The organism is Sinimarinibacterium flocculans, from assembly GCF_003201205.1.
GTDB lineage: Bacteria > Pseudomonadota > Gammaproteobacteria > Nevskiales > Nevskiaceae > Solimonas > Solimonas flocculans.
On the sequence record NZ_QICN01000008.1, the window covers coordinates 116,784 to 132,130 of the forward strand.

At 68.0% G+C, this 15,347-nt stretch carries 17 protein-coding genes; 11 read left to right on the forward strand and 6 right to left on the reverse strand.

Translation table 11 applies throughout. The features are described from left to right. Window positions 1-2: 2 nt before the first annotated feature. Together C8D93_RS14355 and lgt are read left to right on the forward strand one after the other, a co-directional pair. Window positions 3-1,178, forward strand: a complete 1,176-nt coding sequence (locus C8D93_RS14355; RefSeq protein ID WP_110265902.1) for a class I SAM-dependent rRNA methyltransferase — start codon at window positions 3-5, stop codon at window positions 1,176-1,178. Window positions 1,179-1,207: 29 nt separating this feature from the next. Beyond that, window positions 1,208-1,990, forward strand: a complete 783-nt coding sequence (gene lgt, locus C8D93_RS14360) for a prolipoprotein diacylglyceryl transferase (protein ID WP_110265903.1) — start codon at window positions 1,208-1,210, stop codon at window positions 1,988-1,990. On the opposite strand, the gene C8D93_RS14365 is transcribed toward lgt, so the two are convergent. Beyond that, a complete protein-coding gene (locus C8D93_RS14365; protein WP_110265904.1) occupies window positions 1,975-2,529 on the reverse strand; it encodes a GNAT family N-acetyltransferase in 555 nt (184 codons plus the stop codon). The two genes, lgt and C8D93_RS14365, sit on opposite strands and share 16 nt — an antisense overlap. A 58-nt stretch (window positions 2,530-2,587) precedes the next feature. On the opposite strand from C8D93_RS14365, the gene C8D93_RS14370 reads away from it, so the two are divergent. Then, entirely contained in the window at window positions 2,588-3,382 is a 795-nt protein-coding gene (locus C8D93_RS14370) for a thymidylate synthase (protein WP_110265905.1), read from the forward strand. Here the strand turns inward: C8D93_RS14370 and C8D93_RS14375 are convergent. After that, the gene (locus C8D93_RS14375; RefSeq protein ID WP_110265906.1) at window positions 3,360-4,535 is read right to left on the reverse strand and encodes an acyltransferase family protein; all 1,176 of its coding nucleotides are present in this window, start codon (window positions 4,533-4,535) and stop codon (window positions 3,360-3,362) included. The two genes, C8D93_RS14370 and C8D93_RS14375, sit on opposite strands and share 23 nt — an antisense overlap. A gap of 298 nt (window positions 4,536-4,833) precedes the next feature. On the opposite strand from C8D93_RS14375, the gene C8D93_RS14380 reads away from it, so the two are divergent. Genes C8D93_RS14380 through C8D93_RS14400 form a run of 5 tightly spaced genes read left to right on the forward strand, consistent with a single transcriptional unit; the run spans window position 4,834 to window position 8,106 of the window. Continuing rightward, the gene (locus tag C8D93_RS14380) at window positions 4,834-5,730 is read left to right on the forward strand and encodes a LytTR family DNA-binding domain-containing protein (RefSeq protein WP_110265907.1); all 897 of its coding nucleotides are present in this window, start codon (window positions 4,834-4,836) and stop codon (window positions 5,728-5,730) included. A gap of 39 nt (window positions 5,731-5,769) precedes the next feature. Continuing rightward, the gene (locus tag C8D93_RS14385) at window positions 5,770-6,267 is read left to right on the forward strand and encodes a dihydrofolate reductase (protein ID WP_110265908.1); all 498 of its coding nucleotides are present in this window, start codon (window positions 5,770-5,772) and stop codon (window positions 6,265-6,267) included. Next, the gene (locus tag C8D93_RS14390; RefSeq protein ID WP_110265909.1) at window positions 6,264-7,508 is read left to right on the forward strand and encodes a ShlB/FhaC/HecB family hemolysin secretion/activation protein; all 1,245 of its coding nucleotides are present in this window, start codon (window positions 6,264-6,266) and stop codon (window positions 7,506-7,508) included. The genes C8D93_RS14385 and C8D93_RS14390 overlap by 4 nt, the downstream gene beginning before the upstream one ends. A gap of 50 nt (window positions 7,509-7,558) precedes the next feature. After that, window positions 7,559-7,825, forward strand: coding sequence for an acyl-CoA-binding protein (locus C8D93_RS14395; protein ID WP_110265910.1), 267 nt, complete (start codon window positions 7,559-7,561; stop codon window positions 7,823-7,825). Beyond that, window positions 7,822-8,106, forward strand: coding sequence for a hypothetical protein (locus tag C8D93_RS14400; RefSeq protein WP_110265911.1), 285 nt, complete (start codon window positions 7,822-7,824; stop codon window positions 8,104-8,106). The genes C8D93_RS14395 and C8D93_RS14400 overlap by 4 nt, the downstream gene beginning before the upstream one ends. An 84-nt stretch (window positions 8,107-8,190) precedes the next feature. Here C8D93_RS14400 and C8D93_RS14405 read toward each other — a convergent pair whose 3' ends face one another. The 3 genes from C8D93_RS14405 to ettA all read right to left on the reverse strand — a co-directional run bounded on the left by C8D93_RS14405 (window position 8,191) and on the right by ettA (window position 11,764). Then, window positions 8,191-8,976 carry an ATP-binding protein gene (locus tag C8D93_RS14405; RefSeq protein WP_110265912.1) on the reverse strand — a complete coding sequence of 262 codons (786 nt, stop codon included), beginning with the start codon at window positions 8,974-8,976 and terminating at the stop codon, window positions 8,191-8,193. Between the two features lie 10 nt (window positions 8,977-8,986). Then, window positions 8,987-10,003 (reverse strand): hypothetical protein, encoded by a 1,017-nt coding sequence (locus tag C8D93_RS14410; RefSeq protein WP_146216620.1) that lies wholly within the window; start codon window positions 10,001-10,003, stop codon window positions 8,987-8,989. A gap of 96 nt (window positions 10,004-10,099) precedes the next feature. Next, the gene (gene ettA / locus C8D93_RS14415) at window positions 10,100-11,764 is read right to left on the reverse strand and encodes an energy-dependent translational throttle protein EttA (protein ID WP_110265914.1); all 1,665 of its coding nucleotides are present in this window, start codon (window positions 11,762-11,764) and stop codon (window positions 10,100-10,102) included. 94 nt (window positions 11,765-11,858) lie between these two features. Between ettA and C8D93_RS14420 the strand changes: the two genes are divergently transcribed. From C8D93_RS14420 to C8D93_RS14430, 3 genes are read left to right on the forward strand one after another with little or no spacing between them, the layout of a single operon-like run. After that, on the forward strand, window positions 11,859-12,377 hold the full coding sequence (locus C8D93_RS14420; protein ID WP_170124041.1) for a DUF4124 domain-containing protein: 519 nt from the start codon (window positions 11,859-11,861) through the stop codon (window positions 12,375-12,377). A 17-nt stretch (window positions 12,378-12,394) separates the two neighbouring features. Next, complete coding sequence (locus tag C8D93_RS14425; protein ID WP_110265916.1) at window positions 12,395-13,621, forward strand: threonine ammonia-lyase; 1,227 nt, start codon at window positions 12,395-12,397, stop codon at window positions 13,619-13,621. Between the two features lie 7 nt (window positions 13,622-13,628). Then, window positions 13,629-14,057 (forward strand): hypothetical protein, encoded by a 429-nt coding sequence (locus tag C8D93_RS14430; protein WP_110265917.1) that lies wholly within the window; start codon window positions 13,629-13,631, stop codon window positions 14,055-14,057. A gap of 140 nt (window positions 14,058-14,197) precedes the next feature. Here the strand turns inward: C8D93_RS14430 and C8D93_RS14435 are convergent, their stop codons facing one another. After that, window positions 14,198-15,340, reverse strand: a complete 1,143-nt coding sequence (locus C8D93_RS14435; RefSeq protein ID WP_110265918.1) for an acyl-CoA dehydrogenase family protein — start codon at window positions 15,338-15,340, stop codon at window positions 14,198-14,200. Between the last annotated feature and the right edge of the window lie 7 nt (window positions 15,341-15,347).

A 15,347-nucleotide genomic window follows, 5' to 3' on the forward strand; every position in this document is an offset into this window, starting at 1 on the left:
CCGTGGTCACGCTCAAGCTGCGGCCGCGCGAGGAGCGCCGGGCCCGCGCCGGGCATCTGTGGATCTACTCCAACGAGATCGATACCGACGCGACGTTCCGCACGATCGATCCGGGCAGCCTGTGCCGCGTCGTCGACGGGCGCGGCAAGCCGATCGGCACGGGCTACGTCAATCCGCGCACCCTGCTGGCTGTGCGCCTGCTGTCCGGCGACGTCCACGCCGAGATCGACGCTGCGTGGTTCGACCGCCGCCTGCAGGCGGCGCTGTCCTTGCGCGAGCGGATCTACCCGGAACCCTACTACCGGCTGATACACGGCGAGGGGGACGGCCTCCCCGGTGTGGTCGTCGATCGCTACGGCGATGTCCTCGTCGTCCAGGTCACCACCGCCGGCATGGACCGGATGCAGGCGCAATTGCTCCAGTCCCTCGATCGCCTGCTGGCGCCGCGGGGCATCGTGCTGCGCAATGACAGCGGGTCGCGCGCACTCGAGGGGCTGCCGTCCGCCGTCGAGGTCATCGGCGAGGTGCCCGATACGGTCGACGTGATCGAGGACGGCGTGGTCCTCCAGGCCGACCTCAAGGCCGGGCAGAAGACCGGCTTCTTCTTCGACCAGCGTGACAACCGCGCCCGGCTGGCGCGCTATGTCCGCGGCCAGCGCGTGCTCGATGTCTTCAGCTATGTCGGGGCCTGGGCGCTGCGCGCGGCACGCGACGGCGCTGCCGAGGTGAGCTGTCTCGACAGTTCGCAGCCGGCGCTGGATCGCGCATCGGCGGCGGCGCAGCGCGCCGGCATCGCGCTCGAAACCATCCGCGACGATGCCCTGGCAGGCCTGAAGGCCCTGCGCGCGGCAGACCGGAGCTTCGACGTGGTCGTCGTCGACCCGCCCGCCCTGATCAAGCGGCGCAAGGATGCCGAGGCCGGCCTCGAGCACTATGCGGCACTCAATCGCGCCGCACTGCATCTGCTCGCGCCGGACGGGATTCTCGTGTCCTGCTCGTGTTCGCATCACCTCGACGCCGACGCGCTGCAGCGCATCCTGCTGCGCGAGTCGCGTCACGTCGGCCGGCGCCTGCAGGTGCTGGAGCAGGGCGGGCAGGGCCCGGACCATCCGGTGCATCCGGCGATCCCCGAGACCCGCTACCTGAAGGCCTTCTTCTGCCGCGCACTCGCCGGTTGACCGTCACGAACCCGCACTACACTTCGCCCATGCTCGTACATCCCGGATTCGATCCCGTCGCCGTCAGGCTCGGCCCGCTGGCCGTTTACTGGTACGGGCTGATGTACCTGCTCGGCTTTCTCGGCTTCTGGTGGTTCGGCGGCCGCAGGGCGGCGCAGCCGCACATCGACTGGCCGCGCGAGCGCGTGTCGGACCTGCTGTTCTACGGCGTCGTCGGCGTGATCCTGGGCGGACGCATCGGCTACACGCTTTTCTACAACCTGCCGGCCTTCCTGGCGGAGCCGCTGTCGATCCTGCGCATCTGGGAGGGCGGCATGTCCTTCCACGGCGGGCTGATCGGTGTACTCGTGGCGATGTGGTGGTTCGGCCGCGTGCACAAGCTGAACTTCTTCGACGTGGGTGATTTCGCCGTACCGATGATTCCGCTCGGCCTGCTCACCGGGCGCATCGGCAACTTCATCAATGGCGAACTCTGGGGCGCGCCGACGACGCTGCCCTGGGGCATGGTGTTTCCCGCCGCCGGACCCGAGCCGCGCCACCCGTCGATGCTCTACGAGGCCTTCCTCGAAGGCGCCGTACTGTTTGCGATCCTGTGGTGGTTCGCGCGCAAGCCGCGACCGCGCATGGCCGTCGGCGGCCTGTTCCTGCTCGGCTACGGGCTCTTCCGGACGCTGGTCGAGACGGTGCGCCTGCCCGACGCGCACATCGGCTACCTGGCCGGCACAGGCTGGCTGACCATGGGCATGGTGCTGTCGGCGCCGATGTGGCTGGCCGGCGCGGCGATGCTGCTGCTCGCCTATCGCAGGCGCTGAGCCTGCCAGTCCGGCCGGGTGAGTTCGTAGACGTCCACGAGAGCGTCGTTGCGCCATGAGCCGGTTTCGCTGGCCTTCATGCGGCCAATGGCGCGCATGCCCAGCTTGCGTGCGACACCGTGCGACGCATGGTTGTCCGGATCGATGCAGGCATACAGGCGCTGCAGACCCGCGCGGCCGAAGGCATCGTCGCAGCTTGCGATCGCGGCTTCGGTCGCCAAGCCCTGGTTCCAGTACGCACGCCAGATCCACCAGCCGAGATCGAAGCCGTCGAGACGATCCAGCGGCTGCACGCCGACGATGCCGACGATCTCGCCGTCGTCCTTGCGGCACAGCGCGCCGACGCAGACGCCGTGCGCCGCCATGCTGCGCGCCTGCCGTGCGAACAGGCCGTCGACGCGTGCGTCGTCCCAGGTCTCGCCGCCGGTGATGTAGCGCATCATCTCCGCGTCCGAGGTCATGCGCATGAGGCCGGCGCGGTCACGCTCCGGTTGCCAGGCACGGATGACGCATCGCGGGGTTTCGATGAGAAGGCTCATGGCACGGGTCGGGATTACAATGCGGTCCGTCGCAGTTTAAGCCGCCCGCAGGAGTTGCATGCGCCAGTACCTCGACCTGATGCGCCACGTGCTCGAACACGGCGTGGAGAAGAGCGACCGTACCGGCACCGGCACGTTGTCGGTGTTCGGCCAGCAGATGCGCTTTCGCCTGAGCGACGGCTTTCCGCTGGTGACGACCAAGAAGGTCCACCTGCGCTCGATCATCCATGAGCTGCTGTGGTTCCTGAAGGGCGAGACCAACATCCGCTACCTGAAGGATAACGGCGTCTCGATCTGGGACGAATGGGCCGACGACAACGGCGAGCTCGGCCCGGTCTACGGCAAGCAGTGGCGCTCGTGGCCGACGGCCGACGGCCGCCACATCGACCAGATCCAGCTGCTGCTCGACCAGATCCGCGGCAACCCGGATTCGCGGCGGCTGATCGTCTCGGCCTGGAATGTCGGCGAGCTGGATCAGATGGCGCTGATGCCGTGCCACGCGTTCTTCCAGTTCTACGTCGCGCAGGGGCACCTGTCCTGCCAGCTCTACCAGCGCAGCGCCGACATCTTCCTCGGCGTGCCGTTCAACATCGCCAGCTATGCGCTGCTGACGATGATGATCGCCCAGGTCGCGGGACTGAAGCCCGGAGACTTCGTCTGGACCGGCGGCGACTGTCACCTGTACACCAATCACCTGGATCAGACCCGCGAGCAGCTTTCACGCAGCCCGCGTCCGCTTCCGACGATGACGCTGAATCCCGACGTGACCGACCTGTTCGCATTCCGCTTCGAGGACTTCACCTTGTCCGGCTACGACCCGCATCCGCACATCAAGGCGCCGGTTGCGGTCTGACGGCGGACCCGTGGCGCCGGCGCGCCGCGGCCGGTAGCCCGAACAGCGGTCGCAACAGGTACACGCGGCGGATGCCCTCGTAGGCGGCCAAACAGACCGCGAAGGTCAGCGCCATCAGCAGCGGTGCTTCCAGTCCCGGATGCAGGGCCAGCGGCTTGAGTCCGAGCGCGGCGACCACGATGACGGTCTGGTGCAGGATGTAGACCGGAAACACCGCAGGGACAAGATAGCGCAGCAGGCGGCTGTCGCGAGGCGCCCAGCGCCGCGCGAACCCGAGGATCGCGACGATCGCGGACCACTGGTTGAGTCCCCAGACCAGGCGCATCGCGCCACGCAGGCCGTCCGGCGGCGCCATATCGGCAAAGCCGACGAAGTAGGCGATCAGCGCGGCCCAGGCGGCGAGTGCCAGCAGCAGCGCCGGCCAGCGCAAACGCTCGACGCCGGCCCAGACGGCGGTGCTGTGTGCGATGAGAAAGCCGAGCGCGAACACGGCGAAATACTGGGCGTGGTTGTAGCCGTCGTCGATCAGCGCATGGGTCGAGCCGAAGCGGTCGAGCAGCATCAGACGGGCGAGGCCGAGCGCCACCGCCGGCCACAGCAGCAGCCCCCAGCCGCGCAGCAGCGCCTCGAGTCCGCGGGTCAGCGATGCGCGCAGCCGCGGTGCGACGCGGACGACCAGTGCCAGGACGAGCGTGTAGACCCACAGATAGCTCACGAACCACAGGTGGTTCCAGGTCGGCAGGATCAGGCAGTCGCCGTCGCGACAGAAGCTGCCGTCGGCCTGCAGATACCGGCCCCAGAACGACAGATAGCCCCCGGCGTAGCCAAGCTTCTCGACCACCTCGAAGTAGGACTGCGGCGGCACCACCACGAGCATGCCGAAGATCTGGGGCGGTAGCAGGCGCAGGCTGCGCACCCCGACAAAGCCCGCGCGCAGCTTGTCCATGAGAAACGCGCTGGCCGCGCCCGACACCAGGAACAGCAGGCTCAGCCGCCACGGGGCCGACAGCAGCATGAACGGTTCGGCCGCGGCCCCGGCGAAGGGGCTTTTCACGTGCCAGTCCCAGCTCACGTAGTACATGCCGACGTGGTAGACGACGAGCAGTGCGAAGGCGAGGACGCGGACCCAGTCGAGGTCGTGGCGGCGAGTCATCGGGGAATTCCGGGTGAAGGACGGTGCTCACGCTGGCAGCCGTGGGCGGCGCCGGCCACCGCGAGGGGATGCATTGCCCGTGGCGAGTGACGAATCGCGGACGTCAGGGACGGTTCGTGGCCTGGTGGCCGGTAGCAGAGGAAGAGGTAGTGAGCATGGCCGATGGCTCGTGCGCCGAGGCAAGGCGCGAGAAGGAGGCATAGCGGTGGCTATGGCGACGCCGAGCAACGCCGCATCGGTGTGGGAGACGCGGCCAGGCGCCAGCGATTCCTCTGTTGCAGGCCACTAGAATGAGGCCATGCCCGCGACCGCCCGCACCGCCTACGAGCGCTATCAGCCGTGGCGACCCACCGTCGAGATCGGCTTCTGGCTCGTCCTGCTGACCGTCAATGCCGTCGCCAACAGCCTGACGACGCAGATCGACATCCGCCGCGCCGGCCTGCCGATCGCCGCCTGGGAGCCGGTGGTCTGGGAGGTGTCGAGCAGCCTGATGTGGCTGCTCATCGTTCCGGCCGTCGCTGCCCTCAACCGGCGCCTGCCGCTGACCCGGGACACCTGGCGGCGCGCCCTGGCGGTTCACGCGCTGGCCAGCGTCGCCGTCTGCCTCGTTCATGTCGTCGGCATGGTCGGCCTGCGCCAGCTCGTCTATCGCAGCCAGGGCCTGGACTACGACTTCGGCCCGTGGCCGCGTGAGCTCTGGTACGAGTACCTGAAGGACGTCCGCTCCTACGCCCTGCTCATCCTCGTGTTCGACTTCTACGGGCTGCTGATGCGGCGCCTGCAGGGGGAGGTCCATCTGCTCGCGGAGCCGGACGAGGGGCCGCCGGTCGAGCCGGTCGAGCGGCCGGAGCGCTTCCTGGTCCGAAAGGTCGGGCGCGAGTTCCTGGTCGCGGCGGCCGACATCGAATGGCTCCAGGCCTGGGGCAATTACGTCAATCTGCGCGTGCGCGGACACGACTACCCGCTGCGCAGCACGATCGGCGGTATCGAGGCGCGACTCGACCCGGCGCGCTTCGTCCGCATCCACCGCAGCTACATCGTCAACCTCGATCAGATCGCGTCGATCGAGCCGCTCGATACCGGCGACGCACGGGTGCATCTGAAGGACGGCGCTACACTGCCGTGCAGCCGCCGCTACCGCGCTGCGCTGCGTGGCCGCGTGGCCAGCGAGCACGCGGCCGCGACACCGGCCTGACGGCACGACGTTCACCGACCGCGAGGAGCACTCCCGAGCATGGCCACCCCGCCGACGCTGTCCCTGATCGTTGCGATGGACCGCGGCGGTCTGATCGGCCGCGACGGCGACCTGCCGTGGCGCCTGCCCAACGACCTGAAGTACTTCAGGCGCCAAACCCTGGGCAAGACGGTGCTGATGGGGCGCCGCACCTGGGAGTCGCTCGGCCGGCCGCTGCCGCAGCGCGAGAACTGGGTGCTGACTCGCGATGCCGGCTTCCGTGCCGACGGCGCGCGGGTGTTCCGGTCGCTGGACGAGGCGCTCGCGGCACACGAGCACGGTGAGCTGATGGTCATCGGCGGCGCCGAACTCTACCGGCAAACACTGGCGCGCGCGCAGCGTCTCTACCTCACCGAAGTCGGGGCCACGCTCGACGGCGACACGCGGTTTCCCGTGTTCGATCGCAGTCTGTGGCGCGAAGTCGAATCCGAGCGACACGAGGCCGACGACCGCCATGCCTGGCCCTACCGGTTCGTGACGCTGGAGCGCAAGGTGTGAGGCGGCTGCTGGCGGTGCTGGCGATGCTGCTCGCGCCGCCGTCCGGCGCACAGCAGGCCGCGGCACCGCCGGTGGTCGAGATCGTCTTCGAGGGCAACGCCGCAACCCAGCCCAAGGTGATGCTGCGCGAGCTGGTCATCCGCATCGGCGAGCCGGCCGAGCCGCAGGCACTCGAGCGCAGCCGCCAGGGCCTGCTCGATCTCGGCCTGTTCCGCGCCGTCGATCTGCGCACGGAGCCCGTCGGCGGCGGCGTGCGCGTGGTATTCCGGGTCGACGAGCGCTACTACCTGCTGCCGACGCCGCGCTTCGACGCGAAGAGCGACGGGCGCTACGCCTACGGCGCCCAGGTGCGCTGGGACAACGTCGCCGGCCTCAACCACACACTGCGCGTCTTCGCCGAGCAGGAGGATCGTCGGCGCCAGGGGATCGGCCGGGAAACGAACTACGCCGCCAGCTACAGCGCACCGTTCGCGTTCGATTCGCCTTACACGATCGCGATCAGTACCGGCTATTCATCGAGGCCGGTGGAGACGACGGACGGCGAGTTCACCGAGAACTTCCGCAGTGTCGGTATCGGCATCTCGCGGACGTACTCGGACGGCCCGGCGAGCCAGGGCCGGAGCGTCGGCGGAGGCCTGGGCTGGCAACAGCAGCGCACCAGCGGGGCGCTCGCGCCACCGGCCTATGGTGCGGCGCTGTCGCCTTCGGCGTTCGTGAGCCATCGCGACTTCCATAACCGCATCTACAGCGACGTCGGGCGCTACTGGCTGCTGCGCGCGCGCTTCGCCGACGAGGCACTCGGCAGCGACTACAGCTACGTCGATCTCGATACCGCATTCGTGCGGCAGTGGCAGGTGGGCCGGACCGAGCACCAGACCGTGCACCTGCGCGCCTACACCGGGGCCTACTTCAGCGGGCCGGACGAGGTCGAGCAGTACAGCCTGGGCGGCGCGTCGTTCCTGCGTGGCTACGACAGCAGCTTCATCGAAGGTAACGCGTACTACTACGTCACTGCGGAGTTTGCCCGGCCGGTGTGGAAACGCTGGCTGCGCTGGGTGGTGCTCGCCGAGGCGGGCAACGTGTTCCGGCGACCGGAGGACGCCGATTTCGAACGGACCTACGGCAGTCTCGGGGCGGCGCTGCGGGTCCGCTTCTCGCATTTCGTCAACTTCGAAGTCGAACTGGGTTATGCGATTCCGCTCGACGGCAGCAGCGGCCGGATTTTCGCCAGCCGGGTCTGAGCGCTCTGCTATTCTCGCGCGACCCGAACAACACGGAACGGAGAGAGACCATGGCCGATACCAAAGCCGCGTTCGAGCAGGCGCAGAAGGACGTCAAGACGCTGACCAAGCGTCCGGGCAACGAGGACATGCTGTTCCTCTATGCCCACTTCAAGCAGGCCGCCGAAGGAGACGTCAAGGGTTCGCGTCCGGGCATGCTCGACATGGTGGGGCGTGCCAAGTACGACGCCTGGGCCAAGCTCAAGGGCACGAAGGCCGACGACGCGATGAAGAAGTACGTCGACAAGGTTGCCACGCTGCTCAAGAGCCACAAATGAGCGCGCGCCGCGCCGTTGCCGCGCTGGTGTTGCTGGCCGGCGTGCTGCCGATCGCGCCGGCGCTGGCCGACGGCGAAGAGGTCATCGTCGCGACGCTGCTCGAACTCAAGGGCAAGCGGGCGACGCTCAGGCTCGAGTCCGGCCAGGAGATCAGCGGCGTCGTTGCGTCCGTGGACGAGGACAGCGTCCGCCTGACCGAACTCAGCGGCATGGAGTACTTCGACGCCGTGGTGCGCACCGAGCGAATCGAGGCGGTCGTGCTGCGGCGGGTGACGCGGTAGCGCGCGACCGAGTCGCTCCGTCCCGGGCAGGTTATCCGCGGCGGCCCTCGCCGACACGCAGACGCACGCAACGCCGGTGCTGATCTAACCGGCGGCGCGCCCTGCCCAGTGACGGGCGAACTGCTGGGCGACGCGACCGCTGCGCGAGGCGCGTTCCAGTGCCCAGCGCAGCGCGAGCTTCTCGGTCGCCTCGTCCCAGTGCGTGTCGCCGAGTGCACCCAGGTGCAGGCGCACCAGATCGAGATAGCGGTCCTGGTCGAACGGCTGGAACGACAGCCACAGGCCGAAGCGCTCGGACAGCGAGATCTTCTCCTCGGTCGATTCGCCCGGATGCAGTTCGTCGTCGACCCAGTGATATTCCTCGTTGTCGCGCCGGAGCTCGGGCATCAGATGCCGCCGGTTGCTGGTGGCGTAGATCAGCACGTTGTCCGGCGGTGCCTCGACACCGCCGTCGAGGGCGGTCTTCAGCGCCGTCAGCGCAGGGTCGTTCGCCGCGACCGAGAAATCGTCGACGTACAGCACGAAGCGCTCGTCACGGCCGCGCAGCGGCGCAACGATATCCGGCAGGTCGGTGAGATCGTGCGGCGGCACCTCGACCATGCGCAGGCCGCGGTCGCCGAAGGCGTGCAGCATCGCCTTGACCAGCGAGGACTTGCCGGTGCCGCGGGCGCCGGTGAGCAAGGCATGGTTGGCCGGACGACGCTCGACGAAGCGGCGCGTATTGTCGAGCAGCGCCTGCTTCTGCCGGTCGATACCGAGCAGACCGTCCACGTCGACGACCTGGGGATGCAGGATCGGCAGCAGCCGCCGTTCGCGCCAGCGGTAGGCGCGCGAGTCGGCGGTCGGTCGGTCGAGCGTGGTGTCCGGCATGTGCGGGAGCCTAGCGCGGTTGCACGTCGGGCTCGAAACGCCAGTCGATCTGCACGCGGATCTCGCCATCGTGACGCGCACCGGTGGTCACGGTGCCGCCGCGCGGGCGATCCGGCTTGAGCGTGGTGCGGCGCGAGCCGCTGGCCGGGGCCGCACGCATCTGCTCGGAGGCCCAGGCCAGGGCCTCGCCGGTCGTCGGCACCTCGCCGTCGCCGCGCTCCTCGCCATGCAGGCGATCCCAGTACACGCGCGAGCCCCGCGGCAGCGGCAGGCCGAAGCCGAGCGAGTGAAAGCTGTTGGTCTGCGGATCGAAGCTCATCTGCTGGCCCAGGCACTGCATCTTGCGCTGCAGGTCGTTGCCGCGGTCGTCGGCGCTGTAGGTTTCCTTCCACGGCACCATGCCGCCGACATCGGCCCAGGCCCCCTCGGCCCGATAGTCCACGTGCATCTCGATCGTCGTCGGGCAGCCTTCGTAGCCGTAGTAGTGCGCGTAGCGTGGCACTTCCTCGGCATCGAGGTCGATCTCGGGCGCGCCGGCTTCCGGCTGCGGCATGGCCTGCATCGCCACTGCGTTCATCACCGGCGCGTAGCGCATCGCCAGGTTCATCAGGCACTGCGGATCATTGTTGCAAGCGAGCTGTTCGGTCTGCATGCGCTGCATCAGCGCCTGCTGCTCCTCGGGCGTCTTCGGGACGTTCTTGGGCGCGGTGCCGGTGCGCTGCTGGACCTCGGCCACCCGGCGCTGGATCGCGGCGCCCTTGGCGATCTGCTTCTCGGCATAGTCCGGGGCCAGCGTGTCGACGGTCTGCAGCTCGCCGTCCCACTGCACATGGGTGACGACGCGATAGCGCTCGGCGATCTTCGTCTTGCCCCAGTCCTGCTGGGCCGACCAGTTCTGCTCGCCGTCGATGCGGATGTCGACGGTCAGCCGTCCGTAGGTTTCCGCCGCGTGGGCGGAGACCGACGCCAGCAGGCCGATCCCGATTCCGACACCGGCACTGCGCCACAACCGCTGCGATACGACCATCTGCATCACCCCGAAAGACCGGTGGCCCGGCGAGGCGCGCAGCATAGCGGGGCCGATGGCGGCGTCCGTGACCGGCTGCGCAATCGCGGCGAAATCCTACGCGAGCTTCTTGTGACGCGCGCGCCGGTTCACACCCGGTTCGGCGCCGGTGCGCTTGCGGAAGTCCTCTTCGTAGTCCTGGTAGTTGCCCTCGTGCCAGATCACCTCGCCCGAATCCTCGAAGGCGAGGATGTGGGTGGCGACGCGATCGAGGAACCAGCGGTCATGCGAGATCACCAGCGCACAGCCGGGGAAGTCCAGCAGGGCCTCCTCGAGGGCGCGCAGCGTTTCCACGTCGAGATCGTTGGTCGGCTCGTCGAGCAGCAGCACGTTGCCGCCGCTCATCAGCAGCTTGGCCAGGTGCACGCGGTTGCGTTCGCCGCCGGACAGGTCCTGGATGCGCTTGCCCTGGGACTCGCCCTTGAAGTTGAAGCGGCCGATGTAGGCGCGGGCCGGCATCTCGTAGGAACCGGCGCGGATGATGTCGTTGCCGCCGGAGATTTCCTGGAAGACGGTCTTGCTGCCGTCCAGCGCGTCGCGCGACTGGTCGACGTAGGCGAACTTGACCGTCTCGCCGATCTTGATGCTGCCGCCGTCCGGCTGCTCGGCACCGATCAGCATGCGGAACAGCGTGGTCTTACCCATGCCGTTGGCGCCGATGATGCCGACGATCGCGCCGCGCGGCACCTGGAAGTTGACGCCTTCGTACAGCACCCGGTCGCCGTACTGCTTTTTCAGGTCACTGACCTCGATGACCATGTCGCCCAGGCGCGGCCCCGGCGGGATGTAGAGTTCCTTGGTCTCGGCGCGCTTCTGGAACTCCTGCGAGGCCAGTTCCTCGAAGGCCTTCACGCGCGCCTTCGACTTGGCCTGCCGGCCCTTGGGGTTCTTGCGCACCCACTCCAGCTCTTCCTTCATCGCCTTGGCATGCGCGTCCTCGGACTTCTGTTCCTGTTCGAGGCGCTTTTCCTTCTGCTCCAGCCAGGTCGAGTAATTGCCCTGCCACGGAATGCCGTGGCCGCGGTCGAGTTCGAGGATCCAGCCGGCGACGTTGTCGAGGAAGTAGCGATCGTGGGTGACCGCGATGATCGTGCCCGGGAAGTCCTTGAGGAACTTCTCCAGCCAGGCGACCGATTCGGCGTCGAGATGGTTGGTCGGCTCGTCGAGCAGGATCATGTCCGGCTTCGACAGCAGCAGCCGGCACAGCGCGACGCGGCGGCGCTCGCCGCCCGAGAGCTTGGTGACGTCGGCATCCCAGGGCGGCAGGTTCAGCGCCTCGGCGGCCTTGTCGAGAATCACGTTGAGATTCTCGGCGTCGGCCGCGGCGATCTTCGCCTCCAGGTCCGCCTGCTTGGCGGCAAGCTTGTCGAAGTCCGCGTCCTCCTCGGCGTAGGCGGCGTAGACCGCGTCGAGTTCGGCCTTCAGGCCGATGATTTCCGACAGGGCTTCCTCGACGTTCTCGCGCACGTTCTTGTTCGGGTCGAGCTGCGGCTCCTGCGGCAGGTAGCCGACCTTGAGCCCCGGCATCGGGCGGGCTTCGCCGTGAAACTCCTTGTCGATGCCGGCCATGATGCGCAGCAGCGTCGACTTGCCGGCGCCGTTGTAGCCGAGCACGCCGATCTTGGCCCCGGGGAAGAAGGACAGCGAGATGTCGCGCAGGATTTCCTTCTTCGGCGGGACGGTCTTGCCGACCCGGTTCATGGTGTAGACGTACTGGGACATGGGGCAGTCGGGGAGTGGGAAAACGGGCCGGAATTCTACCGGATGGCGTCTTTCCCCTCATGCGGCGGCGATGCGCAGGCGCCATAATCCGCCCATGTCGAAGAGCGGGCGCCGCCTGTTGCACGTGGCCGCTGCCGGGGCGCTCGCCCTGTGCGGGAGCGCCGGCGCGCAGGTGTACCGCTGCGAGCAGGACGGCGTGGTCCGCTACACCGACAAGCCGTGCAGCAACAAGGCGCGGCCGGTGGACCTGCCGGACCCGGTCGTGATTCCGGCCGGGCCCAAGGCGGATCTGCTCGGAGAGGCGAAGCGGCGACGCGAAGCCGGCACCCGGGCGCGCGATGCCGCTGATGCCGAATGGGTGGCGGAGCACGAGAAGCGCAAGGCCGAGGAAGAACGCCTGCGCAGCGGCCGGATCACGCGCACGGTGGTCGAGGGCATGAGCGCGGGCGATGTGCGGCGCATTCACGGAGAGCCGGCGGTGGTGTCGAAGCGCGAGTCGAAATCGGGAATACGCGAGACTTGGAGCTATGCGCTCGACGGCGATCGCCGCCTGCACGTGACCTTCAGCGAAGGGCGGGTGAGCAGCGTGCGCATGCGCGAGCCGAAACAATAAAGGCGGTGGCGCCGGACATGACGGTGACGATCGACGACATCCGCCGCGCCGCGGCGAACATCGACGGCCAGGTCGTGCGCACGGCCTGCACCCGCTCGCGGGTGCTGTCGAAACTCACCGGTGCCGAGGTCTGGCTCAAGTTCGAGAACTTCCAGTTCACAGCCTCGTTCAAGGAGCGCGGCGCGCTGAACAAGCTGCTCCAGCTCGGCGAGGCGGAGCGTGCCGCCGGGGTCTGCGCGATGTCGGCCGGCAACCACGCACAGGGCGTGGCCTATCACGCGACGCGTCTGGGCATCCGCAGCGTGATCGTGATGCCTCGGAGCACGCCGTTCACCAAGGTGCGCAACACGCGCGAGCTCGGCGGTGAGGTGATCCTGCGCGGCGATACGCTGGCCGATGCCCAGGAGTACCTGGAGGCCGAACTCGTCGGCAAACAGGGCATGACGCTGGTCCATCCGTATGACGATCCGCACGTGATCGCGGGCCAGGGAACGGTGGGGCTGGAGATGCTGGAGCAGGCGCCGCAGCTCGATACCCTGGCGATCCCGATCGGCGGCGGCGGGTTGATCTCCGGCATCGCCATCGCCGCGCATGCGATCAAGGCGGAACTGCGGGTGGTCGGCGTCGAGTCGGCCGGCTATGCCTCGGCCTATGCCGCGCTGCAGGACGACGATGTGCCGATCAAGGGCGGCCAAACGATCGCCGAGGGCATCGCCGTCAAGAACATCGGGCGGCTTACCTTGCAGATCATCCGCGAACACGTGGCCGAGCTGATGCGCGTCGAGGAGGCGGCGATCGAGCGCGCGATCGGCCTGCTCGCGGGCATCGAGAAAGTCATCGTCGAAGGCGCCGGCGCCACCGGCCTGGCGGCACTGCTCGCCGATCCGACGCGCTTCGCCGGGCGCACGGTCGGCCTGGTGCTCTGCGGCGGCAACATCGATACGCGACTGCTGGCCTCCGTGCTGCTGCGCCAGCTCGTGCATGAGCAAAGGCTGATCTCGCTGTCGATCGACATCGAGGACCAGCCGGGCTTTCTCGCGCGCGTCGCCGGCCGCATCGGCGAATCCGGTGGCAACATCGTGCAGGTCCACCACGAGCGACTGCATCGCGGCCATGCCAAGAACGCGACGCTCGAAGTGCTGGTCGAGGCGCAGGACGAGGCGCATGCGCGGCAGATCTTCGACGATCTGCAGAATGGCGGCTTCTCGGTGCGCAAGGGCGCCGGTGGCATGGAGTTCGAGTAACACTGACATGGCTGCTCAGAAAAACCTGTTCGAAGCAGCGACCGGGCAGGCCCGGGTCATCAAGCAGGGCGATCTGATTCAGATCGTCATCGACGGTGGCGGCGCGTTCGTCACGACGTTCGAAGAGTTCATGCCGGCGCGCAAGTGGGCCGAGCGCAAGGCCGCATCCGGCAATCGCGTCACCGATCGCGGACGTTTCTTCGAACAGATCGGCGTGCTGATCTCGCGCCCCGGCACCCAGGCCGCGACTCGCGGCCCGATCAAGGCCGTTGAAGCGCTGGCGCGCAAGATGAAGGCCGGCGGTTACGAACTGGGCGACTGGGCTCTTCCGCCGGAGCTGCGCTTCATGCAGACCGGCGAAGAGGATCCGCGCGAAATCAAGAAGGTTTCAGAACTGAAGGCCGATCCGAAGTCGGCACAGCCACCCGAGGCCTGAGGTTCCGGTTCGGGTTAAGCGATCTCTTAGATGGCTGGCGCGGTTCCGCCCAGCCGAGCCGGGAAGCCGTCACCACGGCGGGTTCCCGGCTCTGCCTGCCGCAAAACCGGGCTGCGGGGCGCCGATGAGGCCGGTGATTGTCAGCGCCCGACCATCGAGCGTGCGATCACTTCCTTCATGATCTCCGACGTGCCGCCGTAGATGCGCTGGATGCGCGCGTCGGCCCAGTAGCGCGAGATCGGGTACTCGGCCATGTAGCCGTAGCCTCCGAACAGCTGCAGGCAGGCGTCGGTGACGCGACCTTCCATCTCGGTGGTCGCGAGCTTGATCATCGCCGCGGTCGGCACGTCGAGCTTGCCCTCGGCGTACTGCGCGTTGCACTTCTCGACGAAGGCGCGATGCACCTCGATGTCGGTCTTGCAGGTGGCGAGCACGAAGCGCGTGTTCTGGAAGCTGGCGATCGGCTGGCCGAAGGCCTTGCGCTGGGTGACGTACTCGATGGTCTTCTCCAGCGCGCCCTGCGCATGGCCGACCGCAGACACGGCGAGCACCAGGCGTTCGCGCGGCAGCTCGTCGATCAGGTGGCCGAAGCCGCCGCCGATGCGGCCGAGGATCTCGGACTTCGGCACGCGCACGTTGTCGAAGAACAGCTCCGAGGTGTCGGCCGACTGCAAACCGGCCTTCTCCAGGTTGCGGCCGCGCTTGAAGCCGTGCAGGCCGGTCTCGACGGTGAACAGCGTCGTGCCCTTGGCACCGGCCTTGGGGTCGGTCTTGGTCGCGAGCACGACGACACCGGCGTTCTGGCCGTTGGTGATGAAGGTCTTGGAGCCGCTGATGAGGTAGTCGTCGCCGTCGGGCGTCGCCGTGGTCTTGATGCCCTGCAGGTCGGAACCGGCGCCCGGCTCGGTCATGCCGATGGCGCCGATGCACTCGCCGCTGGCCATCTTCGGCAGGTACTTGCGCTTCTGCTCCTCGGTGCCCAGATGCAGGATGTACGGCGCGGCGATGTCCGAATGCACGGTGAGGTTCGACGCCAGCGCGAGAAAGCCCAGGCGCGCCGCCTCCTCGACGACCACGCAGGAGAACTGGAACGGCGCGCCGATGCCACCGTACTCCTCGGGCTGGTCGACGCACAGCAGGCCGGCCTCGCCCATTTCCAGGTACAGCTCGCGCGGCAGGATGCCGTCGCGCTCCCACTGGTCGTAGTGCGGTTCGACCTTGTCCTTGAGGAAGCGGACGACGGTATCGCGGAACAGTTCCAGCTCTTCGGTTTCGACAGTCATTGGGATC